Here is a 25187-nt window from a genome sequence, read left to right on the forward strand (position 1 = left end):
CCGTGTGCCAGGGGGCGGAGGCTCAGGCCTCGTCGGCCGGGCCGTCCTCGCCGTCGGCGGGCTTCTCGTCCTCGACCTGCTCCTGCAGGCCCAGGCGCTCGACCATCCACTGCTCGAAACCGACCGCGGCCTGCGTCCAGTTGGCGGTGGTGCCGACGAAGTACTCCAGGCTGACGCCGTTGCCGACGATCATCTGGGACTCGCCGATCAGGCGGACCACGCCGTCCTCGTGAGTGTGGGTGTAGACCTTGGGCCACAGGGTCTCGCGGTTCCACTCGTCGATCAGGTCGAGGATCTCGCCCTTCTTCTCCAGCGGGAACGCGCGGTCGTAGAAGGCGCGGACCGCGAACAGCTCCTTGTGGTCGCCGCGGAACATGTAGTAGACGCGGAAGTTCTCCCAGGGGGCGGTGAGGTCGCCCTCCTCGTCCACCACGTGCTTGAGCTGCATCTGGTCGAGCAGCTGGGCGACCAGGTTCTGGTCCGGGACGATCACCGGCGGCGGCCCGGCCGGAGCGCCACCGGGCTGTCCGCCCTGCGGCGGCTGCGGCAGGCCGAAGGACGGGATGGACGACGGGTCGATGCTCACGGGGGTGTCCCTTTCACGGTGCACAAGGTCGGCTGCCGATAGGGGGCCGCCTTCTCATGCTCCCATCCTGCCTCATTCGTGGCTCCCGGCACAGAGTGACCTCGGGGTGTTCCTGCCTGGTCCCGGGCGGTGCGCACACGCCGACGGGCGGAGCCCGCAGGGGCTCCGCCCGTCGGAGGGGCATCGCTACTTCACCTGGTCACTTCACCAGCGAGGGCTTCGGGCCGACGCTGAGCCGGTCGTTCGCCTCGTCCCGGTCGACCAGGACGGTGTCCCCGTCCAGGACCCGGCCGGAGAGGATCTCCTTGGCCAGCTGGTCGCCGATCGCGGACTGCACCAGGCGGCGCAGCGGGCGGGCGCCGTACGCCGGGTCGTAGCCGGTGAGCGACAGCCAGTCGCGGGCGGCCGGGGTGACGTCCAGGGTGAGCCGGCGCTCGTGCAGGCGGCGGGCCAGCGCGGCGACCTGGAGGTCGACGATCCGGCTGAGCTCGGTGGTGCTCAGCGGGTCGAAGACCACGATGTCGTCCAGCCGGTTGAGGAACTCCGGCTTGAACGCCTGCCGGACGGTCTCCAGCACCAGTTCCTTCTTCCGCTCCTCCGGGGTGGTCGGGTCGACCAGGTAGGCCGAGCCGAGGTTGGAGGTGAGGATCAGGATGGTGTTGCGGAAGTCGACCGTGCGGCCCTGGCCGTCGGTGAGGCGGCCGTCGTCCAGCACCTGGAGCAGGACGTCGAACACCTCGGGGTGGGCCTTCTCCACCTCGTCCAGCAGCACCACGCTGTAGGGGCGGCGGCGGACCGCCTCGGTGAGCTGGCCGCCCTCCTCGTAGCCGACGTATCCGGGCGGGGCGCCGACCAGGCGGGAGACGGAGTGCTTCTCGCCGTACTCGCTCATGTCGATCCGGACCATCGCCCGCTCGTCGTCGAACAGGAAGTCGGCGAGCGCCTTGGCCAGTTCGGTCTTGCCGACGCCGGTCGGGCCGAGGAACAGGAACGAGCCGGTCGGGCGGTCCGGGTCGGCGATGCCGGAGCGGGTGCGGCGCACCGCGTCGGACACCGCCTGGACGGCCTCCCGCTGACCAATCAGGCGCTTGCCCAACTCGTCCTCCATGCGCAGGAGTTTGGCGCTCTCGCCCTCCAGCAGCCGGCCGGCCGGGATGCCCGTCCAGGAGGAGACCACGTCTGCCACGTCGTCCGGGCCGACCTGCTCCTTGACCATGGTGGTGTTCGGCTCGTCCGCCGCGCGCTCCTGGGCCTCCGTCAACTCGCGCTCGGCGGCCGGGATTTCGGCGTACATCAGCTTGGAGGCGCGCTCGAAGTCGCCGTCCCGCTGGGCGCGGTCGAGGGCGCCGCGCAGGTCGTCGAGGCGCTCCTTGAGCTCGCCGACCCGGTTCAGGGACTTCTTCTCCTGCTCCCAGCGGGCGTTGAGGGTGCTGAGCTGCTCCTGCTTGTCGGCCAGATCGCGGCGGAGCCGGCCGAGGCGCTCGACGGAGGCCGGGTCGGACTCGTTCTCCAGCGCCAGCTCCTCCATCCGCAACCGGTCCACGGCGCGCTGGAGTTCGTCGATCTCGACCGGGGAGGAGTCGATCTCCATCCGCAGCCGGGACGCCGACTCGTCGACCAGGTCGATCGCCTTGTCGGGCAGGAAGCGGGAGGTGATGTACCGGTTGGACAGGGTGGCGGCGGCGACCAGCGCGGCGTCGGTGATCTCCACCTTGTGGTGCGCCTCGTAACGGCCCTTGAGGCCGCGCAGGATGGCGATGGTGTCCTCGACGGTGGGCTCGCCGACCAGCACCTGCTGGAATCGGCGTTCCAGGGCCGGGTCCTTCTCGATCCGCTCGCGGTACTCGTCCAGCGTGGTGGCGCCGACCATGCGCAGCTCGCCGCGGGCCAGCATCGGCTTGAGCATGTTGCCGGCGTCCATCGAGGAGTCGCCGCCGGCGCCCGCGCCGACCATGGTGTGCAGCTCGTCGATGAAGGTGATGACCTGGCCGTCGGAGTCCTTGATGTCGTTCAGGACAGCCTTCAGCCGCTCCTCGAACTCGCCGCGGAACTTCGCGCCGGCCACCATCGCCGCCAGGTCGAGCGCGACCAGGCGCTTGCCGCGCAGCGACTCCGGCACGTCACCGGCGACGATGCGCTGGGCCAGGCCCTCGACGACGGCGGTCTTGCCGACGCCGGGCTCGCCGATCAGCACCGGGTTGTTCTTGGTGCGGCGGGAGAGCACCTGCACCACCCGGCGGATCTCCTGGTCGCGGCCGATCACCGGGTCGAGCTTGCCGTCCCGGGCGGCCTGGGTCAGATCCGAGCCGTACTTCTCCAGCGCCTTGTAGGTGCCCTCCGGGTCCGGCGAGGTGACCCGGGCGCTGCCCCGGACGTCCTTGAACGCGGCGAGCAGGGCCTTCGGGGTGGCGCCGTGCTGCTTCAGCAGCTCGGCCACCGGACCGCCCTCGGCGGCGAGGCCGACCAGCAGGTGCTCGGTGGAGACGTACTGGTCGTCCAGATCGGCGGCGCGCTTGCCGGCCTCCTCCAGCACCGCGAGGGTGTCCCGGGCGAGCTGGGGGGCGGCCACCGTGGAGCCCTGGGCGGCGGGCAGCGCGGCGGCCTGCCGGCGGGCCTCGGTGGCGATCGGCGCCGCGTCCGCCGCGACGGCCTTGAGCAGCGGGCGGGCCAGGCCCTCCGGCTGGTCGAGCAGCGCCAGCAGGATGTGCACCGGCTTGACGTCGGGGTTCCCCGCGGCGCCGGCCTGGCGGATGGCGGAGGACAGGGCCTCCTGCGTCTTGCTGGTGAACTTACTGGCGTCCACTGCGGGCATACCCCTCTCGTCTTCGGGTCATCTGGCTCGTGACCAAGTCTGCTGACTACAGCATGCACTAAGTTGAGTCTATTCCGCTCAACTTTTTTTGAGACCCTGCGGCGACTGCCCCCCGCGGGTCAGCCCGAGCAGCAGCCGGGCCGGGCCGGCCGGGCGCTGACCGGCCGGCCAGACCGCGCGCAGCGGGCGCTGGAGCTCCAGCCCGGCCAGCGGGACGGCGACCAGTCGGCGGGTGGCCAGCTCCTCGGTGACGGCCAGCTCGCTCAGGCAGACCGGGCCCGCGCCGGTCATCGCGGCGGCCTTCAGCGCCGTCGAGGAGGCCAGCTCCAGCCGGGGCGCGGCCGGCCCGCCGTACGGGGCGAGCGCCTCCTCCAGCACCTCCCGGGTGCCGGAGCCGACCTCCCGCAGCACCAGCGGGGTGGCGGCCAGTTCGGGTCCGGTGACGGGGGTGCGGCGGCGGGCCCAGCGGTGCTCGGGGGAGACCACCACCACCAGCCGGTCCGTGGCGACCACCGCGCCGGACAGGCCGGGCGGGGTGGAGGTGCCCTCGACGAAGCCGAGGTCGGCCTCCCCGGCCAGCACCCGGGCGGCGACGTCCGCGGAGTTCGCGGTGCGCAGGGTGACGGCCGTGCCCGGGCTGGCCTCGCTCAGCGCCAGCAGCCAGCCCGGCATCAGGTATTCGGCGACGGTCAGGCTGGCCAGCACCCGCAGCCGGGCGTCCCGGCGTTCGCGCAGCGCGTCGATCCCGGCGTCCAGCGCCTGGGCGGCCTCCACCACCTGCCGGGCCCACTCGACCACCAGCCGGCCCGCCTCGGTGGGCCGGGAGCCGCGCGGGGAGCGCTCCAGCAGCGCGACCCCGATCTGCCGCTCCATTCCCTTGATCCGGGCGCTGGCGGCGGGCTGGCTGACGCCCAGTTCGGCCGCGGCCCGGCCGACGCTGCCCAGCCGGGCCACCGCGAGCAGCAGCTCCAGGGCGCCGAGTTCCGGGACGTGCGGGGAGAGAGCCATAGGTCCAGGCTATGTCCTCATAGCGGAGCCCCCGCTACCGCCGCCCCGGCCGCGCGGGGACGGTGGTGCCATGGCAACCCTCCTCGCGCCGCAGACCCGCCCGCACACCCCGAGCCTGCCCAGGCTGTCCCGGCTCGGACCCAACTGGTACGCCGCCGTGATGGGCACCGCGATCCTCGGCAACGGCGCCGCCGCGCTGCCGGTCGACCTGCCGGGCCGGCTGGTCCTCGCCGAGGCGGTGTGGACGCTGTCGCTGCTGCTGCTCGCCGTCCTGCTGGCGGCCCGCGCCGTGCACCTGGTGCGCCACCGCGAGCAGGCCCGCCGCACCCTGCTGGAGGAGCCGGCCGCCGCCGTGTTCTACGGCTGCCCGCCGATGGCGCTGCTGGCCGTCGGCTACGGCGCGCTGGCGGTCGGCGGGCCGGTGATCGGCGAGCGGGCCGGGCTGGCGCTGGACGTACTGCTGTGGAGCGCCGGGACGCTGTACGCGCTCGTGGTCGCGGCCGGACTGCCGTACCTGATGATCACCCGGCACCGGCTGTCCGCGCTGGAGGCCAACCCGACCTGGCTGCTGCCGGTGGTCGCCCCGATGGTGGCCGCCGCGCTCGGCCCCGCGCTGGTGCCGCACCTGCCGGAGGGGACGGCCCGGCAGGCGCTGCTGTACGGGTGCGTGGCGATGTTCGGGGCCAGTCTGCTGGCCACCCTGGCGCTGCTGCCGGTGGTGTTCGGCGGCCTGGTGCACAGCAAGCTGCCCGCGGTGGTGCTCACCCCGTCGCTGTTCCTGGTGCTCGGCCCGCTCGGCCAGTCCACCACCGCCGTGAACCAGTTCGCCGACGCGGTGCCGTTCGCGCTGCCGGGCGCCGGGCACCAGGGGGCGGCGGTGGCGCGCGGCCTGGCGGAGGTCTACGGCGTCGCGGTGATGGGGTTCGCGCTGCTGTGGCTGGCCGTGGCGCTGGTCGCCAACCTGCGGGCGCTGCGCGCCGGGATGCCGTTCGCGATGACCTGGTGGGCGTTCACCTTCCCGGTCGGCACGCTCGTCACCGGCTCGGCCGCGCTGTCCCGGCACACCGGCTTCGGCGGCTTCACCGGGCTGGGCGTCGCGCTGTGGCTGCTGCTCTTCACCGCCTGGGCGGTGGCCTCGGCCCGCACCCTGGCCGGTCTGAAGGCCGGACGGCTCCTCTAGCCGCTAGCCCTTATCGGCACCGGGTGAGTCGCGTGCGGGCGATTCCGGATCGGTGGATTCGGCGAAGGATTGTCGAATTCTCGGAGACACCAGTGACATTTCCGTGCCGCGCGACGCTACCGCCCCGGCGGACCGCCGGAGCGGGACGAATGCCTGCTCGGAGAGGGGGGCAATGCCGAAAAATCGAGGATTCCGGTCACTCGATCGAGTGGTTTGCTGCAGGTTCCTGCACTTGCGGGAACCTGCAGCCGGAGAGCACTTGTTCGGCGTTCCCCGCGCTGTGAGGGTGTAGTCACGTCAAGTCGTCCCGGGCCGCCGCAGCCCGAGTCGGCGACTTGCTCTTCGTGTGGGGGCGACAGGTGCGTTCGTATCTGCGCAACGGGGGGAAGAGCACCGGTCCGGACGCCACGTGTGGTGGTGGCCGAGGGACCGGGATCGGTGAGGCGTTGCTGCTCCGCCTCGCCGAAAGCGCCTTGACGCTTGGCGTGACACGAGCGGGTCCTCCGGGGTCCGGGTGCCTGTGGCGCCCGCCCCCGGGGGACGCGCCCGTCTGCGGGGACTCCCGCCGTCGAGCCGGACGGCCCTGCTGAGATCATCATCCGCAACGGAGGAAGACGGCAGGAGAGCTCGACGTGGCTGCGGACCACCCGAAGTCCGATCCGGACGACACACTCCCCGAGGACGACGCCTCCCGGCTGTACCTCGCCATCCTGGCCGCCGGCGGTCGGATCCCGCTCGACCATCCGGAACTCCCCGGCTCCGACTTCACCCCCGAACGCCAACGCGCCCTGCTGGAGCAGCTGGTGGCCATCGGACTGGTGATGCCCAACCGCATCGACGAGTGCTACGTCGCCGTCAGCCCGCGCGCCGTCGCCGAACGCGTCGGCGCCGACCTGCGCGCCCAGGCCACCCGGCTGCTGCTCGACGCCGACCGGCTGCCCGCCGCCCTCGACCCGCTCGCCCGCGCCTACGACGCCGTCCCCCGGCCCGCCGACCGGGCCCGGCGGGCGGTCTACGTGGACGGCCAGGAGAGCATCCGGCTGCGGATCGCCCAGCTGGTCTCCGACTGCCGGCTCGAACTGCTCAGCGCCCAGCCCGGCCTGCGCCCGCCCGCCGTCCTCGAACTCGCCCACACCCAGGACCAGTTGATGCTCCGCCGGGGCGGCACCATGCGCACCCTCTACCAGCCGGTCGCGCTCACCGAGGAGAGCGCCGTCCGGCACGCCGCCGCGATGGCCGAGCAGGGAGCCCAACTCCGCGTCCTGGACGAGCCGTTCCTGCGGGTGATCGTCATCGACCGGCGGATCGCCGTGATCCCCGCCGCCGACGACCACAGCCGCGCCGCCTTCGTCGAGGACCCCGCCGCCATCGCCTACCTGGTGGCCGGCTTCGAACGCGACTGGGCCCGGGCCGACCAGGTGCACTGGAACAGCCTCGACGGCCGCACCCTCACCCGCACCGTCACCCACCGGGTCGGCCGGATGCTCGCCCAGGGCCTCACCCAGCGCGCCGTCGCCACCCGCCTCGGCCTGTCGGAGCGCACCGTGGCCGGTCACATCTCCCGGCTGCGCGACCTGCACAACGCCCAGACCCTGTTCCAGCTCGGCTGGTTGATGAGAGGCGGTGGACGTGGCTGACCCCTCCGCCGTACCCCCGCCGGTCGACGACCTCGCCCGACGCCTCTACCTGGAGATCCTCGACGCGGGCGGCCGGATCGCCGCCGACCGGATCGCCGACCCGCAGCGGCCCGCGCTCGCCGAACTGCTCCGCACCGGCCTGCTGATCTCCGACGGCCTGGACGGCGCCTACCTGGCCGTCGACCCGCGGTTCGTGGCCGAGAGCCTCGGCGCCGAGATGAACGCCGAGGCCGCCCGGCTGCTCAACCGCGCCGAATGCCTGCCCGGCCGCCTCGAACCGCTGATCACCGCGTACGAGAGCGTCCCCCGCCCGATCGAACCGGCCGGCTGCGAGATCCAGGTGATCGGCCGCGAGCACATCCGCCGGCGGATCGCCCAACTCGGCGCGGACTGCCGCGAAGAGGCCCTCACCGCCCACCCCGGCGCGTTCGCCCCCAGCGCCCTGGAGACCTCGCTCCACCAGGAACTCCCGGTGCTGCGGCGCGGCTGCCGGATCCGCACCCTCTACCGGCCCGGCGTGCTCGCCGAACCCGCCGCGATCCGCTACGCCGCCGCCCTCACCGAGGCCGGCGGCGAGGTCCGGCTGCTCGACGAACCCTTCCAGCGCGCCCTGGTCTTCGACCGCTGCACCGCCGTCGTCCCCGCCGCCGAGGACCACAGCCGGGCCGCGCTGATCCTCGACCCCGCCACCGTCGCGATGGTCGTGGCCGGCTTCGAACGCGACTGGGCCCGCGCCGAGCGCGTCCGCTGGGACTCGCTGCTCGACACCGCCCCCACCCGCACCGCCGTCGACCGCACCGCCCGCCTGCTCGCCCAGGGCCTCACCCAGCGCGCCATCGCCACCCGCCTCGGCCTGTCGGAGCGCACCGTCGCCGGCCACATCTCCCGCCTGCGCGACCAGCACGGCGCCGACACCCTGTTCCAGCTCGGCTGGCTGATGCGCGGGGGCGAGGACCGTGACTGAACCGGACACCGTTCCCCCGACCGAGGCCGAACGGGCGCTCTACCTCGCCGTCCTGCGGGCCGGCCGGGTCTCGCTGCGCGAGGTGATGGAACAGGACGCGGGCGCGGCCGCCCGGCTGCTGGAACTGGGGCTGCTGGAGCACTACGCGGTGGGCGGCTGGGTGGCGGCCGTCAACCCGCGCACGGCCGGCGCCCGGCTGGGCAGCACCCTGCGGGAGCGCGCCACCGGCCTGCTCACCCGTGCCGACCGGACGGCGGCCGGCTTCGAGGAACTGGCCGAGTCCTACGACACCGCCCAGCGCCGCACCGAACCGGTCGCCGGGATCGCCCACCTGACCAGCGCCCAGCAGGTCCGGCACCGGCTGCTGGAGATCGAGGCCGACTACCGCGAGGAGGGCCTGGCCGCCCAGCCGGGACCGCGCCCGCCCGAGTACCTGAAGGACAGCTCCCGGCTGCACAAGGCGCTGGCCCGCGGAGCCGTCATCGACGTCCTCTACCAGCCGCTCACCCGGCACGCCCCGCACACCGTCGCCTACGCCGCCGAGGCCACCGACTGGGGCGTCCGCGTGCGGGTCCTGGACGAGCCGTTCGCCCGGATGCTGATCTTCGACCGGCGGGTGGCCGTCATCTCCGCGTCCACCAGGACCCTCGCCGCCGCCTTCATCGAGGACCCCGCCGTGGTCGACCACCTGGTCGCCGTCTTCCAGCGCGACTTCGCCCGCGCCGTCCGGGCTCCCTGGCGCGACCTGGCCGGACGTCGACTCCCGGAAACCGCACGCCGGATCGGCGAGCTGCTCACCGCCGGGCTCACCCAGCGCTCCATCGCCTCCCGCCTGAACCTCTCCGAACGCACCGTCGCCGCCCACATCGCCCGCCTGCGCGAGCGCTACGACGCCGAGACCCTGTTCCAGCTCGGCTGGCTGATGCGGGACGGCGTCCGATGACCGGGCCCACCGCGGCCGAACGGGCGCTCTACCTCGCCGTCCTACGGGCCGGCGGCCGGGTCTCGGTCCGGGAGGCGGTCGAGCAGGACGCCGAGGCCACCACCCGGCTGCTCGAACTGGGCCTGCTGATCCAGCACGACGAGAGCGAGCAGCTGACCGCGGTGAACCCGCGCAACGTCAGCCACCGGCTGAGCCGGGAACTGCGGGAGGCCGGTACCCGCCGGTTCATCGAGGCCGAGCGGGTTCCGGCCGAACTCGACGAGCTGGCGGACGCGTTCGACAGTTCCACCCGCCGGGGCGACCGGGCGCCGCAGATCACCCACATCCTCGACGTGGACCGGATCCGGCACCGGCTGCTGCAGATCGAGGCCGACTTCCGCGAGGAGGTGCTGGCCGCGCAGCCCGGCCACCGCCCCACCGTCTACCTGGAGAAGAGCGACCGCACCGAGCGGGCCCTGGCCGCCGGCGCCCGGATGGACATCCTCTACCAGCCGGTCGGCAGCACCGATCCGGCGGTGATCGACTACGCGGTGCGCGCCACCGGCTGGGGCATGCGGCTGCGTTCGCTGGACGAGGACTTCACCCGGATGCTGATCTTCGACCGCAAGGTGGCGATCATCTCGGCGTCCGCCGACAACCGCACCGCCGCGTTCATCGAGGACCCGGCCGTGGTCGGCCACCTGGTGGGCCTGTTCCTGCGCGACTGGGAGCGGGCCGAACGCGTCCCGTGGCACGACCTCGCGGGCGGCGCCGTCCCCGCCGTCACCGACCGGATCGCCCGCCTGCTCGCCCAGGGCCTCACCCAGCGCGCCGTCGCCAGCCGCCTCGGCGTCTCCGAACGCACCGTCGCCGAACACATCGCCCGCCTGCGCGAACGCTACGACGCCGGGACGCTCTTCCAGCTCGGCTGGCTGATGCGGGACGGTGCCCGGTGACGGACCGACTGCCGGACTCCCGGCTCGGCCCGTCGGAACGGACGGTGGCCGCCCATGTCGCCCGGCTGCGCGACCTCTACGATGCGGAGACCCTGTTCGAGCTCGGCCTGCAGCTGCGCGGAGCACCGGAATGACCGATCGGAACCGACCGCCCTGGCGCCGCCGCCGAGCGGCCCGGAAGGAGTGGGACCTGTGAGCGAGTCGAACGGAGCCGCCCTGCCGACCGGGCCCGAGCGGCAGCTGTACCAGCAGATCCTCGACCAGGGCGGCCGGGTGGCCTTCCGCGAGGCGGTCGAACAGGACTCGGCGGGGGTGCTGCGGCTGCTGGAACTCGGACTGCTGGTGCACGACGCGGTCGGCCAGTCGCTGACGGCGGTCAACCCGCGGGTGGTCGGCGACCGGATCAGCGCCGAACTCCGCGCCGAGGGCACCCGGATGCTGCTGCGCGCCGAGGAGATGCCCGTCCTGCTGGAGGACCTCACCCACGCCTACGACGCCACCCCGCGCCGCGCGGACCGCTCCAGCGTGGTGCATCACGTCGGCCGGAGCGACCGGATCCGGGAGCGGGTACGGCAGTTGGAGAACGAGGCCGAGGAGGAGGTGCTCGCCCTGCAGCCCGGCGGGGCGCCCGCGGGCGACCTCCAGGCCGACTCCCTGGAGCGGGCCCGCGGCTTCCTGACCGGCGGGGCCGTGCTGCACACGGTCTACGAGCCGGCCGCGCTGCTCGACGAGGGGACGGTGCGCTGGGCGGAGGCCGTCACCGGATGGGGCGGCAGGTTCCGGACGCTGAGCGAGCCGTTCAGCCGGATGACCGTCTTCGACCGCCGGATCGCCGTCGTCCCGGCGTCGGCGGACAACTCCAGCGCCGCGCTGGTCGAGGACCCGGCGGTGGTCTCGTTCCTGGTCGCCGCCTTCGAACGGGACTGGGAGCGGGCCGAACGGGTCCGCTGGCGTTCGGCCGACCGCGAGGGCGAGAGCGTCGTGCCGGTCCACGAACAGGTCGGCCGGCTGCTCGCCCAGGGCCTGACGCAGCGTTCGATCGCCTCCCGCCTCGGCCTCTCCGAACGGACCGTGGCGGGCCACATCTCCCGGCTGCGCGAACTGCACGACGCGGAGACGCTGTTCCAGCTGGGGTGGCAGATGCGCGCGGCCGAGGGCCCGGCCGCGCCACCGGCCTGACCGGGCATCAGCCGGTGGCGATCTCCGGGGACCAGAAGCCGTACGGGGCGGCGTGCTCACGGCGCGGACGCGGGAACTGCTCGCCGGGCGCGGTCCAGAAGCCGCTGCGCAGCGAGAGCGCCATGCCGGCCCAGTCCAGCGCGGTCTCCACGGTGTGGTGCAGCGCCTCCTGCGACCAGGTGTCGTCGAAGACCAGCGGCAGCACGGGGGAGACCTGCTCGATGGTGGCGATCAGCGGGTTGTGGGTGATCGCCTCGTCCACCAGCATCACGATCGGCTTGCGCAGCGCCGACGCCCAGCCCAGCTCCAGGCTGACCCCGGCCGACAGCGGGGCGCCGACGTACGCGAACACCAGGTCCGCGCTCTGCATCGCCCGGAAGTCCGAGGGGACCCGCTGCTCCGGCGCCTTCCCGGCCACCGTCCACGCGTCGCTGTGGTGGGCGCTGTACACCGCGGCTCCACTGCGAAGCAGCGTGCTCCGCAGCGTGGTCAGTCTGGTCCGGCTGGCCAGCGTCACCACGCTGTCCGCAGGCCCGGTCAGCCGCATCAGGGGCGCGGCGAGGAAGACCCGTGCGCGTCGCCCCTCGGAGGCCTGGTACTGCAGGTGGGGCTCAGTCATGTCGACTCCGGGTGTGGTGATTCGGCCGGCTCGGTCCGGAAGGCCCTGTCCGGTGGAAGCGGTGCGGGCCCGAAGATTGCCGCACTTCGGGGTCGAGCGGACCGACGTGGAACTCGCTGATCATGCCGCTTTGGTTACGACTAGCTGATCGTCCATCGCCGGGTGTCAGGGAGTCCACTGGCGCATGGTGGCATCTGGCTGCCTGGCGGACAGATGACACCTCTATCCATCACCGGACTTCTTAGTGCCGACATGCACATTTCACAGCCCGGGCGGTGCCGCCGCACCCGGTAGGTGACGGCGAGGCAGTTGATGAGTAATCATATGGGTGCCAATTGATGCGGGCGCCGTTCGGTGAACGGTGCTCGCGATGAATTTGTCCGAAAGGGGTGATTTTGTGCTGAAGGCCCGCCGTATCCTGATCTCGGCGCTCCTCCTGGGCATGGCCGTGTTCCTCGGGGCCGCCCCGGCGAGCGCGGACTCTCACTGGTTTGCGTCCCAGACCACCGAAACCCAGGTGGCCTCCCTCGACAGCCACTGGTAGAGCCCTGAAGCGCAGGACGGAGGGGCCGCCGGCGTCAGGCCGTCGGCCCCTCCGTTTGCGCGAGTTTCCAGCCGAGTTGGAACAGCGTGTCGACCCCGTATTCCTCGCGCATTTCGGCGATGTGCCGGGCCAGCGTCCGTTCGCTGAGGCCCAGCCGCCTGGCAATGGTGCGGTGGGCGATCCCTTCCAGCATCATTCGCACGATCTGCCGGCGCATTCGGGTGACCACCAGGGGTGGAATTCCGTGGTCGCCGGTGAACGGAATTGCCCGTTCCCATTGGCTGTTGAACACCCCGACGATGTAGTCGATGACCGAGTCGTCCCGGATGAACGCCGCGCGATCGCGGTTCTCCTCGTCCCCCACGGTGACGACCGCGACCTGGCGATCGATGACGATGAGTTTGGCAAAGGCTTCGTCGAGTGTTCTGACCTGGCACCCTTCCTGGGTGACCGCCTGGACGTAACTGACCGTCGGGTTCGAATAGCGGGCGCTGGGCTGGTAGATCGTGCGGATCGTGCCGCCGCGTTCCACGAATTTCAGGTCACGGGCGATCGCGATTTTCAGCGCGTCCTCGCCGCGGCCGCCGCCGGGTTGCGCGGTGAGCATTTCCTTCGCACCGTTGGCCATCAGCGTCGCCAGCCGTTGGTTGATGTTCCCGCGGCCCTGGACGTATGCGATGGAACCGCCGGCCTCCGGGCGGCTGATGTAGCTCTGGTATTCCCGGTTCAGGTCCTGCAGGGTGTGGTGGATCGAGACCGAGCGCCGGAGTATTTCGCCGGCTTCCTGCTGGAGCTCCAGCGTCAGCGATTCCGCCAGTTGTTGGGGATCCTTCACGGCGTAGGTGCCGGACGGTCCCACCTCCGCCTGAAGCAGGCCGATGGCCAGCAACTCCTGCAAGGGGCCGTCGATTTGACCGGGTGACAGGCTGCCGGCATCGCGCTCGGTCAGCCTGCCTCCGGTCTGTACGGCGCGGACGTAGAGGGACCTGGCCTCCGGGGACAGGGCCGGGGTGACGGCACTGCTCCTCTGCTCAGTACTCATGTCCATGACTCCTTGCCTGAGCTGGGGCTTCCGGCAGTTCGGGAGCGTCTTCCGGCCCGCATCATAGAGCGAAGGGCGCTCGGTTCCGCCGAATTACCGAATCGGAGCGGAGCCGGAAGCACGTCCTCTCCCAAGACTCTGGCAGCACACCGAAACCGCCGACACCCCCCGGTGGGCAGGAATGTCGACGGTTCGTGGTCGGGCCGGTCAGCGCTTGGGGCGCCAGACCACCAGGGCGCTGGACTGCGTGACCTGCTGGTAGGGCACCAGGTCACGGCGGTAGGAGGCGTGCACGGCGGCCTCGCGCTGCTGCAGGGTGGCGGCGGCGCCCTCCAGGGCGTCGACCAGTTCGGAGACCCGGGACTGCAGGGCGGCGACCTGGTTCTCCAGTTCGATGATCCGCTTGATGCCGGCCAGGTTGATGCCCTCGTCCTGGGAGAGGCGCTGGACCTCGCGCAGCTGCTGGATGTCGCGCGCGGAGTAGCGCCGGCCGCGCCCGGCGGTGCGGTCCGGGCAGACCAGGCCGAGCCGGTCGTACTGGCGCAGGGTCTGCGGGTGCAGGCCGGAGAGCTCGGCGGCGACCGAGATCACGTAGACCGGGGTGTCCTCGGTGAGGACGTACGTCGGCGGACCGGCGGGGCGCCGGCCGGCGCCGGGCAGGCCCTCGCCGATGCCGGCGCCGATCCGGCCCTCGGCGCCGCGCGGGCTGTCGGGATGGGGGCTCATCGGGATCTCACGCTCCCTCCGCCGCCTTGAACAGGGCGGCTCGCGGGTCGTCCGAGGCGGTGGCCTCGCGGTACTGCTCCAGTGCGCTCAGTGCGTCGCCGCTGACGATCTTGGGTACGGCGACCTCGACGGTGACCAGCAGGTCTCCCCGGGTGCCGTCCTTGCGGGTGGCGCCCTTGCCGCGGGCCCGCATGGTCAGACCGTTGGCGCTGCCCGGGGGCAGCTTGAGCTTCACGGCCGGTCCGTTCAGGGTCGGCACCTCGATGGTGCCGCCGAGTGCGGCTTCGGGGAAGCTGACCGGCACCGTCACGGTGAGGTTGTCACCCTTGCGCCCGAACACCGGGTGCGGGTCGACGTGCACGGTGACGTACAGGTCGCCGGGCTGGCCGCCGCGCTCGCCCTGGGCACCCTTGCCCTTGAGCCGGATCCGCTGGCTGTCCTGCACGCCGGCCGGGATCCGGACCTGCATGGTGCGGGCCGAGGAGGCCCGGCCGCTGCCGTGGCAGACGGTGCACGGGTCGTCGACGATCATGCCGCGGCCCTTGCAGTCCCGGCACGGCTCGGAGAGCGCGAACGCGCCCTGGCCCCGGCTGACGGTGCCCGCGCCGACGCAGGTCGGGCAGACCCGGGGGGTGGTGCCGGTCTTGGCGCCGGTGCCGGCGCAGGCCCGGCAGGCCGCCTGGGAGGTCATCCGCAGCGGCACCGTCGCGCCGTCCACAGCCTCCTCGAAGTTCAGGGTGACCTCGGTCTCGACGTCCGCGCCGCGCCGCGGCTGGGCGGTCTGCCGGCCGCCGCGGTTGAACAGGCCGCCGAACACGTCGCCGAGTCCGCCGCTGCCGCCGGCGGTGCCGCCGTTGAACAGGTCGCCGAAGTCGAAGCCGCCGCCGGCGCCACCCGCGCCGCCGGGCCGGAAACCGCCGCCGGCGAACAGCGAGCGCGCCTCGTCGTACTCCTTGCGGCGCTTCTCGTCGGAGAGCACGTCGTACGCCTCGGAGATGTCCTTGAACCGTTCCTCGGCCTTGGCATCGCCCTTGTTGGCGTCCGGGTGGAACTCCCGGGCCAACTTGCGGTACGTCTTCTTGATCTCGGCGGCGGTGGCGTCCTTGGGCACGCCGAGGACCTTGTAGTAGTCCTTCTCCACGTAGTCCTTAGCGCTCATGGCCTTTGACCGCCACCTCCCGTAATCCCGTAAGTCTGTTGGTGAAGCGTGTTGTTGGGAAGAGCCCCGATACGGCGCTGCGGAGCCGGCCGCCGTACTGGACGACGTACGACTCCGCAGCGCACAGGGACTCTACTCAGCTGTCGGACGAACCGTCAGCCTTGTCCTCGTCCGGTTCGCCGGTGGTCTGGGTGCCCGGCTGGGGCTCCGCGACCGCGACCATCGCCGGGCGGATGATCCGCTCGCCGATCCGGTACCCGGGCTGGAGGATCTGCACGCAGGTGTCCTCCGTGACGTCCGACGAGTAGCTGTGCATCAGCGCCTCGTGGATGGTCGGGTCGAAGGGCTCGCCCTCCTTGCCGAACTGCTGCAGCCCGAGCTTGGCGACGACCGTCTCCAGCGACTCGGCGACGGACTTGAAGCCACCCGTCACCTCGCCGTGCTCGCGGGCCCGGCCGATGTCGTCCAGCACCGGGATCAGCGATTCCACGATGTTGGAGACCGCGATCTCCCGGACGGTGGCCCGGTCGCGCTCGACCCGCTTGCGGTAGTTCTGGTACTCCGCCTGGAGACGCTGCAGGTCGGCGGTGCGCTCGCCGGCCTCGCGCTTGGCGGCGGCCAGCTCGTCGGCACCCGCACCCGCGACAGCCTCTTCGGCGGCCTTCAGCACGGCTTCCTCGGCGGCGGAGTCGTCGCCGGGCTGCTCGCCCTGCGGCTTCTCCGTCATGCCGCACCGCCCTTGGGCTTCTCGTCGTCGACGATCTCGGCGTCGACCACGTCGTCGTCCTTGGCGCCGGCCTCGCCGGCCCCGGTCGCACCGGTGGCCGCACCCGCGCCGTCGGCCTGCGCGTACAGCGCCGCGCCGAGCTTCTGGGCGGTGGTGGAGACCTTCTCGGTGGCGGTGCGGATGGCCGCGATGTCCTCGCCCTTGAGGGCTTCCTTGAGCTCGGTGATCGCCGTCTCGACCTCGGTCTTGACGTCGGCCGGGAGCTTGTCGGCGTTGTCCGCGATGAACTTCTCGGTCGAGTAGACGAGCTGCTCGCCCTGGTTGCGGGTTTCCACGGCCTCGCGGCGCTTGTGGTCCTCCTCCGCGTAGCGCTCGGCTTCCTCGCGCATGCGGTTGACCTCGTCCTTCGGCAGCGAGGAGCCGCCGGTGACGGTCATCTTCTGCTCCTTGCCGGTGCCGAGGTCCTTCGCGGCCACGTGCATGATGCCGTTGGCGTCGATGTCGAAGGTGACCTCGATCTGCGGCAGGCCGCGGGGGGCCGGCGGCAGGCCGGTCAGCTCGAACATACCGAGCTTCTTGTTGTACGCCGCGATCTCGCGCTCGCCCTGGTAGACCTGGATCTGCACGGAGGGCTGGTTGTCCTCGGCGGTGGTGAAGATCTCGGAGCGCTTGGTCGGGATCGTGGTGTTGCGCTCGATCAGCTTCGTCATGATGCCGCCCTTGGTCTCAATGCCCAGGGACAGCGGGGTGACGTCGAGCAGCAGGACGTCCTTGACCTCGCCCTTCAGCACACCGGCCTGCAGGGAGGCGCCGATGGCGACGACCTCGTCCGGGTTGACGCCCTTGTTGGCGTCCTTGCCGCCGGTCAGCTCCTTGACGAGCTCGGCGACGGCCGGCATACGGGTCGAGCCACCGACCAGGACCACGTGGTCGATCTCGGACAGCGCGATGCCGGCGTCCTTGATGACGTTGTGGAACGGGACCTTGCAGCGGTCCAGCAGGTCGGCGGTCAGCTGCTGGAACTGCGAGCGGGTGAGCTTCTCGTCCAGGTGCAGCGGGCCCTCGGCGGAGGCCGTGATGTAGGGCAGGTTGATCGAGGTCTCCGAGGAGGAGGACAGCTCGATCTTGGCCTTCTCGGCAGCCTCGCGCAGACGCTGGACGGCCATCTTGTCCTTGGACAGGTCGACGCCGTGGCCGGACTGGAAGACCTTCACCAGGTGGTCGACGACGCGCTGGTCCCAGTCGTCACCACCGAGGTGGTTGTCACCGTTGGTGGCCTTGACCTCGACCACGCCGTCGCCGATCTCCAGCAGCGACACGTCGAAGGTGCCACCACCGAGGTCGAAGACCAGGATGGTCTGGTCGTCCTTGTCCAGGCCGTAGGCCAGGGCGGCGGCGGTCGGCTCGTTGACGATGCGCAGGACGTTCAGGCCCGCGATCTCGCCGGCCTCCTTGGTGGCCTGGCGCTCGGAGTCGTTGAAGTACGCCGGGACGGTGATGACGGCGTCGGTGACCGTCTCGCCCAGGTAGGCCTCGGCGTCCCGCTTGAGCTTCTGCAGGACGAAAGCGGAGATCTGCTGCGGCGTGAAGTCCTTGCCGTCGATGCCGATCTTCCAGTCGGTGCCCATGTGGCGCTTGACCGAACGGATGGTCCGGTCGACGTTGGTGACCGCCTGGCGCTTGGCGACCTCGCCGACGAGCACCTCGCCGTTCTTGGCGAAGGCGACGACGGACGGCGTGGTCCGAGCACCCTCGGCGTTGGTGATGACCGTGGGCTCACCGCCCTCAAGAACACTGACGACGGAGTTCGTCGTACCGAGGTCGATGCCGACCGCGCGTGCCATCGTGAATACCTCCGGGGAGAAGTTGAGCAGTACAGGCTCAACTATGCACGAGCTCGCCCGAACCGTCAACAGCTTTGAGTTGAGGTGGCTCAACTTTACTGAGCGCTTATGTCGCGAGGCTCTCCGACCAGGACGTGGAGGTGCTCCGAACGGGTGAGTCTGGGCATAGTGACTGCCGCCATACCTTGAACATCTTCTGGACGGGTGTTAACGCGCGGTAATGTCCGGCGCGTCTACCCTCAAAGTTACCGACCAGTACACTCTTGGGAAGACTTGGGAAGCTGGGGAGAACCCGGACCAGAAGCCGCTGAAGACGGAGAGCCGATGCAGCTAGCAGCGATCGTCATCTCGCTGGTCACCTTCGTGATCGGCACCGCGCTCGCCGCCCGGGCGGCGCTGTACATCTACAAGGTGGTGCGCACCGGCTCCGCCGACAGCACCCGATTCGGGCAGCCCGCGCAGCGCGTGGCCACCGTGGCCAAGGAGTTCCTCGGCCACACCCGGATGAACAAGTGGGGCGTGGTCGGCGTCGCCCACTGGTTCGTCGCGGTCGGCTTCTTCTCGCTGATCCTCACCCTGGTCAACGCCTTCGGTCAGCTCTTCGACGCCGACTTCGCGCTGCCGGTCATCGGCCACTGGCTGGTGTGGAACATCTTCGTCGAGCTGATCGGCACGCTGACCACCCTGGGTATCGCCGTCCTGATCGTGATCCGGCTGCTCAGCCTGCCGTCCCGGTCCGGCCGCAAGTCCCGGTTCGCCGGCTCGATCGCCTGGCAGGCGTTCTACGTCGAGTACACGATCCTCGGCATCGGCATCTGCATCATGATGCTGCGCGGCCTGGAGGGCGCCCTCGAAGGCGTCACCTCCTACGACCCGACGTACCTGATCTCGTACCCGATCGTCGCCGCGTTCGAGGGCACCGCCCACGCCACCCTGGTCAACCTGATCTACCTGTTCGCGATGCTGAAGATCGTCATCTCGTTCGCGTGGGCCACCACCATCGGCATCAACCCGTCGATGGGTGTCGCCTGGCACCGCTTCCTGGGCTTCTTCAACATCTACTTCAAGCGCGAGGAGGACGGCGGCACCGCGCTGGGCGCCCTGCGCCCGATGACCAGCAACGGCGCCCCGATCGACTTCGAGGACCCGGCCGACGACGCGGTGTTCGGCGTCTCGCAGGTCGAGCACTTCTCCTGGAAGGGCATCCTCGACTTCTCCACCTGCACCGAGTGCGGCCGCTGCCAGTCGCAGTGCCCCGCCTGGAACACCGGCAAGCCGCTGTCGCCCAAGCTGCTGATCATGAGCCTGCGCGAGCACGCCTTCGCCAAGGCCCCGTACCTGCTCGCCGGTGGCGGCAAGGACATGGAGGGTGAGGAGAAGGCCTCCAGCGAGCAGCTGGCCGGGGTGTCCGCCGAGGCCCTCGCCGAGGCCGAGCGCCCGCTGATCGGCACCGCCGAAGAGGGCGGCGTCATCGACCCGGACGTGCTGTGGTCCTGCACCACCTGCGGCGCCTGCGTCGAGCAGTGCCCGGTCGACATCGAGCACATCGACCACATCGTCGACATGCGCCGCTACCAGGTGATGATCGAGAGCAGCTTCCCGACCGAGGCCGGGACGATGCTCAAGAACCTGGAGAACAAGGGCAACCCGTGGGGCCTGGCCACCAAGGCGCGCCTGGACTGGGTCAAGGAGCTCAAGAAGGAGACCGGCATCGAGGTGCCGGTGATCGGTGAGGACATCGACCCCGCCGAGGTCGAGTACCTGTACTGGGTCGGCTGCGCCGGCGCCCTGGAGGACCGGGCGAAGAAGACCACCAAGGCCTTCGCCGAGCTGCTGCACACCGCGGGCGTCAAGTTCGCGATCCTCGGCAAGGAGGAGACCTGCACCGGTGACTCCCCGCGCCGCCTCGGCAACGAGTTCCTGTTCCAGATGCTCGGCGCGCAGAACGTCGAGACCCTGAACGCCGCGCTGGAGGACGCGCCGACCAAGCGGATCGTCGCCACCTGCCCGCACTGCTTCAACACCATCGCCAACGAGTACCCGCAGCTCGGCGGGCACTTCGAGGTCATCCACCACACCCAGCTGCTGCAGCACCTGATCGACGAGGGCAAGCTGCTGCCGGTCAACCCGGTGGAAGGCCTGATCACCTACCACGACCCGTGCTACCTCGGCCGGCACAACAAGGTCTACACCCCGCCGCGCGAGATCATCGGCAAGGTGCCCGGCCTGCGCAACGAGGAGATGCACCGCCACAAGGAGCGCGGCTTCTGCTGCGGCGCCGGTGGTGCGCGGATGTGGATGGAGGAGCGCATCGGCAAGCGGATCAACACCGAGCGCGTGGACGAGGCGCTGTCCCTCAACCCGGACATCGTCTCCACCGCCTGCCCGTTCTGCCTGGTGATGCTCTCCGACTCGGTCAACGGCAAGAAGAACGAGGGCGCCGCCAAGGAGCACCTGAAGGTCGTGGACGTCGCCCAGCTGCTGCTGGAGTCGGTCAAGGCCCTGCCCGCCGCGGAGGCCGAGCCCGTCGAGGCCTGACACCGCCTCACTCCCCGGACCCCGGACGCCCCTTGCGGCTCCGGGGTCCGGGCGTTCTCGGCGATCGCCGATGACCTGGCATCTGCCGCATGACTGCTGACGGGGGAATACCGGGCCCGGCGGCTCCGGTGGCGGGCCCTACCACCTGCCGACGGTGACCAGCGCGGCTCCGGACTGGGCGGCGCTCGCCGAGGCCAACGAGAACGAGCACCGCCGTCGTCGGCTGCGGCTGCGGATCGGCGCCGGAGCGCTCGGCGTGGTCCTGATCGGCGCTCCACCGCCGCCGGAGCCGCCACCACCGGCCAGTGGACGCTGCTCACCGGCAGCTACGACGCGGGCAGCAAGAAGATCACCCTGTACGTCAACGGGGTGCTCCAGCAGACCACCGCCGTCCAGGGCGTCTGGCAGACCACCGGCGGACTCCAGCTCGGCCGGGTGCGCTACAAGAACACCTGGAGCGACTTCTGGGACGGCGCCATTTCCGACGTGCAGGTCTGGGACCAGGCGCTGCCCGCCACCGCCGTCGCCCGGTTGAACGGGTCCGGCGGCACCGATGCGGGAACGGCCGCCAAACGTTCCTGGCTGCTGCCCTAGCCCGGACCCGGCGGCTGTCCCGGGTCTGCCCCGGCGTCCGCACACCTGCCCGACAGGGGGAGTGGGTTTGACACGCTGTTCGAGCAAATAGAGTATGCGGCGGGGCCGGGAAATAGCCGGTTCCGTCGAAGGCCGCCTTGTGCCGGCCCGACACAGTCACCGAGCGAGCGCACCGGACCCTGTCGAGCCGGGCCGCCGGAATCTGACCAGGGGAGATAGGACATGACCGAGGCGATCATGTTGGTCGGCGGTAAGGGCACCCGGCTGCGCCCGTTGACCACGCACACGCCGAAGCCCATGCTGCCCGTGGCCGGTGTCCCGTTCATCGCCCACCAGCTGGCCCGTGCCGCCGCCGCCGGCGTCACCCGCGTCGTGCTCGCCACCTCGTACCTGGCCGACGTCTTCGTCGACCACTTCAAGGACGGCAGCCCCTACGGCCTCGAACTGGTCTACCTCACCGAGGACGAGCCGCTGGGCACCGGCGGCGCCATCCGCAACGCCGCGGCCGGCCTGACCTGCGGCGCCGACGAGCCGGTGCTGATCTTCAACGGCGACATCCTGTCCGGCCTGGACATCGCCGCGCTGCGCGACGAGCACACCGCCTCCGGCGCCGACGTCACCCTGCACCTCACCCGGGTGGCCGACCCGCGCGCCTTCGGTCTGGTCCCGACCGACGAGAACGGCCGGGTGCTCGCCTTCCTGGAGAAGCCCGAGACGCCCGAGCAGATCGTCACCGACCAGATCAACGCCGGCTGCTACGTCTTCACCCGCTCGGTGATCGACCGCATCCCGACCGGCCGCGAGGTCTCCGTCGAGCGCGAGACCTTCCCCGAGCTGCTCGCCACCGGCGCCCTGCTGCGCGGCGTCGTCGACACCTCGTACTGGCTGGACCTCGGCACCCCCGCCGCGTTCGTCCGCGGCTCCGCCGACCTGGTGCTCGGCAAGGTCGACTCCCCGGCCGTCCCCGGCGCGACCGGCGAGGCCCTGCTGCTGCCCGGCTCGCACGTCGACCCGGCCGCCGTGCTCAGCTCCGGCACCGTGGTCTCCGCGGACGCCGAGATCGCCGCCGGCGCCATCGTCGAGGGCAGCGTGGTGCTCCAGGGCGCCCGGATCAAGGCCGGCGCGTACGTCAAGGACTCCATCGTCGGTGCCTTCGCCGAGATCGGTGAGAGCTGCTCGCTGGACGGCGTGGTGATCGGCGACGGCGCCGTCCTGGAGGCCGAGAACGAGCTCTCCAACGGCCTGCGGATCGCCTGCGGCACCCGCCTGCCGGTCGGCGCCGTGCGCCGCTCCGCCGGCCCCGGCGGCTGCGAGGCCGGCCTGAGCAACGCCGCCGCGGTGCACGCGCCCGGCAGCCGCGTCATCGGCTGACCTCCAACGGCCCCGCACGGCCGCGCCCTCGGCTTCACCGCCGACGGCGCGGCCGTGTGCCGTTTCCGGGCCCGCGCGGCCGTGCGCCGTTTCCGGGCCCGCGCGGCCGCGTCACAGGACGGCTGCAATCCGGTCGTACCTTCATGATCACCCGGCCAGGGGTCGGCCGTTGCGGGTACCGTCGTGCCGTGGCTGGCAATCGACACGACGACGGACGGGGAGTCGACCCCCGGCGCTGGACGGCACCCCAACCGGGCACCCCGCAGGGTGACCCGTACCGTGGCGCGCCCACCGGCGTCCCCGAGTACTTCACCGCCCCGACCCCCGGCTACCCCGCCCCGCCCGCGCACCCCGGCGACCAGCCCGGTCACACCAGGGCCTTCGCGGTCGGCGAGCAGCCGTACGACGACGGGGCCCACCAGGGCTCGTACGACCCGTACGGCGGGCAGTACGGCGAGCAGTACGGCGAGCAGCCGTACGCGGACGGGTACCAGCAGCAGTACGACCAGCAGGGCGGCTACCCGGTCGAGGACAACGTCGCCGTCTACCGGGCCGGCGGGCAGGCCGCGCCGCACCTCGGCGGGCCCCGGCTGGCCTGGCGGGAACTGCTCGCCGGGATCTACCGCCGCCCGAGCGCCACCTTCGACCGGATGCGCGACCACCAGGTGTGGCTGCCCGCGCTGTCCGTCTCGCTGCTGTACGGCGTGCTCGCGGTGTTCGGCCTCGACAGCACCTACGACGAGGTGGTGCGCTCCACCTTCGGGGTCGCGCTGTCGGCGATCGCCGCCGCCGCGATCGGCTTCACCCTGGCCGGCGGCATCCTCAGCGCCGTCACCTACGCGCTGGCCCGGCAGTTCGGCGGCGGCGGGCCCTGGCAGTCGACGGTCGGCCTGGCCGTGCTGGTCAGCTGGACCACCGACGTCCCGCGGCTGCTGCTGACGCTGTTCCTGCCCGCCGGCAACGTGGTGGTGCAGGCGGTCGGCTGGGCGACCTGGGTGGGCTGCGCGGCGCTGCTGACCATCATGGTGCGGCGGATCCACGACCTGCCCTGGGGCAAGGCGGCCGGTGCGGCGGCGGTGCAGCTGATCGCGCTGCTGGTGCTGATCAAGCTGCCCACGCTGGGCTGAGGCCCGTAGCCCCGGGCGTCCGGATGGTGGGATTTTTGTAGGGTGGGGTGTTCGGCCCACCCTCAGATCCCGTCCGGAGCCCGCGCATGAGCCTGCCCACCACCCACGTCAGCTTCCCGGCCGGGGCGGTGACCGGCGCCTCGCCGATCCTCGCCGTGCACACCCTGCCCGACGGGCGCACCGCCGTGGTCACCGAGGCCACCCCCTTCCACCCGGTCGACCACACCTGGCCCGACCAGCCCGCCGACCTCGGCACCCTCACCGTCGACGGCACCGCGCACCCGGTCGTCGACTGCCTCACCGGCGGCCACGGCCCGGACGGCGAGTTCGCGGCCGGCGCCGACATCCCGGTCCGGCGCGGCGACGAGGACTGGGCCTGGCTGGTGCTGCACGTGCTGCCCGCCGGCGCGCTCGGCCCGGAGGCCGTCGGACGCACCGCCGAACTCGCCGTCGACGCCGAGCGCCGCGCGCTGCTGTCCGCCGCGCACACCGGCTGCCACCTGCTGGCACTCGCCCTGAACGCCGCGCTCGCCCCGCGCTGGCGCAAGGACCCGGGCCGCTCCGACGCCTTCGGCAACCCGGACTTCGACAGCCTCGCCATGGACACCTCGGTGATGGACACCGAGGCCAGCACCGACACCTACCGGATCGGCAAGTCGCTGAAGAAGAAGGGCTTCACCGTCGACGCCACCGAGGAACTTCCCTCGCTCGCCGACGCGCTGCCCGCCCTCACCGCGGACGTCAACGCCCGCCTGGCCGCCTGGGTCGCCGCCGACGCGGCCGTCCGGATCGACGTCCCCGGCCCCGAGCTCACCGCCCGCCGCCGCTGGCACGCCGACCTCCCGGACGGCGCCGCGGAGATCCCCTGCGGCGGCACTCACCTCCACCACCTCGGCGAACTCGTCGAGCTGCGCACCGAGTTGACGCTCTCTGCGGACGGCACCGAGCTGGTCGCCCGGACCAGCCCCAAGCGCGCCTGACACATGATGAGGGCCGGCCCCGAACTGCGGGGCCGGCCCTCCTTGCTGTCCGTGCGCTCTGCTGAAGCGGCTCAGACCTCGGTGCGGTGGAAGTTCAGGTACGACCGCGACGGCGTCGGGCCGCGCTGGCCCATGTAGCGGGAGCCGTAACGCTCCGAGCCGTACGGGTGCTCGGCCGGCGAGGACAGCCGGAACAGGCACAGCTGGCCGATCTTCATGCCCGGGTACAGCTTGATCGGCAGCGTCGCCACGTTCGACAGCTCCAGCGTCACGTGGCCGCTGAAGCCCGGGTCGATGAAGCCCGCGGTCGAGTGCGTCAGCAGGCCCAGGCGGCCCAGGCTGGACTTGCCCTCCAGCCGCGAAGCGACGTCGTCCGGCAGCGTGATCACCTCGTAGGTGGACGCCAGCACGAACTCGCCCGGGTGCAGGATGAACGCGTCATCGCCCTCCGGCTCCACCAGCCGGGTCAGGTCCGGCTGCTCCTCGGAGGGGTCGATGTGCGGGTAACGGTGATTCTCGAAAACCCGGAAGAACCGGTCGAGGCGGACGTCGATGCTCGACGGCTGGACCATCGACGGGTCGAACGGGTCGATGACGACCCGGCCCTTGTCGATCTCGCTACGGATGTCATTGTCAGAGAGCAGCACGCCCCCGAGGGTACGTGCCACGGGC

The 25187-nt window shown here is 71.6% G+C and carries 21 protein-coding genes and 1 pseudogene; 12 read left to right on the forward strand and 10 right to left on the reverse strand.

The annotated features are described in order from the left end of the window. Positions 1 to 22 precede the first annotated feature (22 nt). The 3 genes from ACGFWJ_RS14110 to ACGFWJ_RS14120 all read right to left on the reverse strand — a co-directional run bounded on the left by ACGFWJ_RS14110 (position 23) and on the right by ACGFWJ_RS14120 (position 4406). Entirely contained in the window at positions 23 to 586 is a 564-nt protein-coding gene (locus ACGFWJ_RS14110) for a YbjN domain-containing protein (protein WP_380480394.1), read from the reverse strand. A gap of 199 nt (positions 587 to 785) precedes the next feature. Continuing rightward, positions 786 to 3389, reverse strand: coding sequence for an ATP-dependent chaperone ClpB (gene clpB, locus ACGFWJ_RS14115; protein WP_392948897.1), 2604 nt, complete (start codon positions 3387 to 3389; stop codon positions 786 to 788). A gap of 87 nt (positions 3390 to 3476) precedes the next feature. Continuing rightward, a complete protein-coding gene (locus ACGFWJ_RS14120; protein WP_392948900.1) occupies positions 3477 to 4406 on the reverse strand; it encodes a LysR family transcriptional regulator in 930 nt (309 codons plus the stop codon). 70 nt (positions 4407 to 4476) lie between these two features. Here ACGFWJ_RS14120 and ACGFWJ_RS14125 point away from each other — a divergent pair, with 70 nt between their 5' ends. The 7 genes from ACGFWJ_RS14125 (at position 4477) to ACGFWJ_RS14155 (ending at position 11244) form a co-directional block, all read left to right on the forward strand. After that, positions 4477 to 5586: a TDT family transporter gene (locus ACGFWJ_RS14125; protein WP_392948903.1), complete on the forward strand. Its 1110-nt coding sequence runs from the start codon at positions 4477 to 4479 to the stop codon at positions 5584 to 5586. A 632-nt stretch (positions 5587 to 6218) separates the two neighbouring features. Next, entirely contained in the window at positions 6219 to 7223 is a 1005-nt protein-coding gene (locus ACGFWJ_RS14130) for a LuxR C-terminal-related transcriptional regulator (protein ID WP_387639614.1), read from the forward strand. After that, complete coding sequence (locus tag ACGFWJ_RS14135) at positions 7216 to 8187, forward strand: helix-turn-helix domain-containing protein (RefSeq protein WP_392948906.1); 972 nt, start codon at positions 7216 to 7218, stop codon at positions 8185 to 8187. The genes ACGFWJ_RS14130 and ACGFWJ_RS14135 overlap by 8 nt, the downstream gene beginning before the upstream one ends. Next, positions 8180 to 9130, forward strand: coding sequence for a LuxR C-terminal-related transcriptional regulator (locus ACGFWJ_RS14140; RefSeq protein ID WP_392948909.1), 951 nt, complete (start codon positions 8180 to 8182; stop codon positions 9128 to 9130). The genes ACGFWJ_RS14135 and ACGFWJ_RS14140 overlap by 8 nt, the downstream gene beginning before the upstream one ends. Beyond that, a complete protein-coding gene (locus tag ACGFWJ_RS14145) occupies positions 9127 to 10065 on the forward strand; it encodes a helix-turn-helix domain-containing protein (RefSeq protein ID WP_392948912.1) in 939 nt (312 codons plus the stop codon). The genes ACGFWJ_RS14140 and ACGFWJ_RS14145 overlap by 4 nt, the downstream gene beginning before the upstream one ends. After that, on the forward strand, positions 10062 to 10199 hold the full coding sequence (locus ACGFWJ_RS14150) for a hypothetical protein (protein WP_392948915.1): 138 nt from the start codon (positions 10062 to 10064) through the stop codon (positions 10197 to 10199). The genes ACGFWJ_RS14145 and ACGFWJ_RS14150 overlap by 4 nt, the downstream gene beginning before the upstream one ends. Positions 10200 to 10257: 58 nt before the next feature. Continuing rightward, complete coding sequence (locus ACGFWJ_RS14155) at positions 10258 to 11244, forward strand: LuxR C-terminal-related transcriptional regulator (protein WP_392948917.1); 987 nt, start codon at positions 10258 to 10260, stop codon at positions 11242 to 11244. A gap of 7 nt (positions 11245 to 11251) precedes the next feature. Here the strand turns inward: ACGFWJ_RS14155 and ACGFWJ_RS14160 are convergent, their stop codons facing one another. From ACGFWJ_RS14160 to dnaK, 6 genes are all read right to left on the reverse strand, one after another. Next, on the reverse strand, positions 11252 to 11863 hold the full coding sequence (locus ACGFWJ_RS14160; RefSeq protein WP_387639596.1) for a hypothetical protein: 612 nt from the start codon (positions 11861 to 11863) through the stop codon (positions 11252 to 11254). A gap of 578 nt (positions 11864 to 12441) precedes the next feature. Next, positions 12442 to 13449 carry a helix-turn-helix domain-containing protein gene (locus ACGFWJ_RS14165; RefSeq protein ID WP_392948921.1) on the reverse strand — a complete coding sequence of 336 codons (1008 nt, stop codon included), beginning with the start codon at positions 13447 to 13449 and terminating at the stop codon, positions 12442 to 12444. A 207-nt stretch (positions 13450 to 13656) separates the two neighbouring features. After that, complete coding sequence (locus ACGFWJ_RS14170; protein WP_392948924.1) at positions 13657 to 14175, reverse strand: heat shock protein transcriptional repressor HspR; 519 nt, start codon at positions 14173 to 14175, stop codon at positions 13657 to 13659. Positions 14176 to 14182: 7 nt separating this feature from the next. After that, entirely contained in the window at positions 14183 to 15334 is a 1152-nt protein-coding gene (dnaJ, locus tag ACGFWJ_RS14175; RefSeq protein WP_387639588.1) for a molecular chaperone DnaJ, read from the reverse strand. A 136-nt stretch (positions 15335 to 15470) separates the two neighbouring features. Continuing rightward, positions 15471 to 16061: a nucleotide exchange factor GrpE gene (gene grpE, locus ACGFWJ_RS14180; RefSeq protein WP_387639585.1), complete on the reverse strand. Its 591-nt coding sequence runs from the start codon at positions 16059 to 16061 to the stop codon at positions 15471 to 15473. Then, positions 16058 to 17905: a molecular chaperone DnaK gene (gene dnaK, locus ACGFWJ_RS14185; RefSeq protein WP_392948929.1), complete on the reverse strand. Its 1848-nt coding sequence runs from the start codon at positions 17903 to 17905 to the stop codon at positions 16058 to 16060. Before dnaK ends, grpE begins: the two co-directional genes overlap by 4 nt. A 324-nt stretch (positions 17906 to 18229) precedes the next feature. Here dnaK and ACGFWJ_RS14190 point away from each other — a divergent pair, with 324 nt between their 5' ends. From ACGFWJ_RS14190 to ACGFWJ_RS14210, 5 genes and pseudogenes are all read left to right on the forward strand, one after another. Then, complete coding sequence (locus ACGFWJ_RS14190; RefSeq protein ID WP_392948932.1) at positions 18230 to 20443, forward strand: (Fe-S)-binding protein; 2214 nt, start codon at positions 18230 to 18232, stop codon at positions 20441 to 20443. Positions 20444 to 20755: 312 nt separating this feature from the next. After that, positions 20756 to 21037 carry a LamG-like jellyroll fold domain-containing protein gene (locus ACGFWJ_RS14195; RefSeq protein WP_392949442.1) on the forward strand — a complete coding sequence of 94 codons (282 nt, stop codon included), beginning with the start codon at positions 20756 to 20758 and terminating at the stop codon, positions 21035 to 21037. A 222-nt stretch (positions 21038 to 21259) separates the two neighbouring features. Then, positions 21260 to 22333: pseudogene (locus tag ACGFWJ_RS14200) on the forward strand (sugar phosphate nucleotidyltransferase); the annotation flags it as partial. A gap of 263 nt (positions 22334 to 22596) precedes the next feature. Next, on the forward strand, positions 22597 to 23535 hold the full coding sequence (locus ACGFWJ_RS14205; RefSeq protein WP_392948935.1) for a YIP1 family protein: 939 nt from the start codon (positions 22597 to 22599) through the stop codon (positions 23533 to 23535). An 86-nt stretch (positions 23536 to 23621) separates the two neighbouring features. Beyond that, on the forward strand, positions 23622 to 24515 hold the full coding sequence (locus ACGFWJ_RS14210) for a metal-dependent hydrolase (protein ID WP_387860534.1): 894 nt from the start codon (positions 23622 to 23624) through the stop codon (positions 24513 to 24515). Between the two features lie 71 nt (positions 24516 to 24586). On the opposite strand, the gene dcd is transcribed toward ACGFWJ_RS14210, so the two are convergent. After that, positions 24587 to 25162 (reverse strand): dCTP deaminase, encoded by a 576-nt coding sequence (gene dcd, locus ACGFWJ_RS14215; protein ID WP_387639570.1) that lies wholly within the window; start codon positions 25160 to 25162, stop codon positions 24587 to 24589. Positions 25163 to 25187: the final 25 nt, after the last annotated feature.

This window comes from Kitasatospora sp. NPDC048407 (genome assembly GCF_043200475.1).
Taxonomy (GTDB): Bacteria; Actinomycetota; Actinomycetes; order Streptomycetales; family Streptomycetaceae; genus Kitasatospora.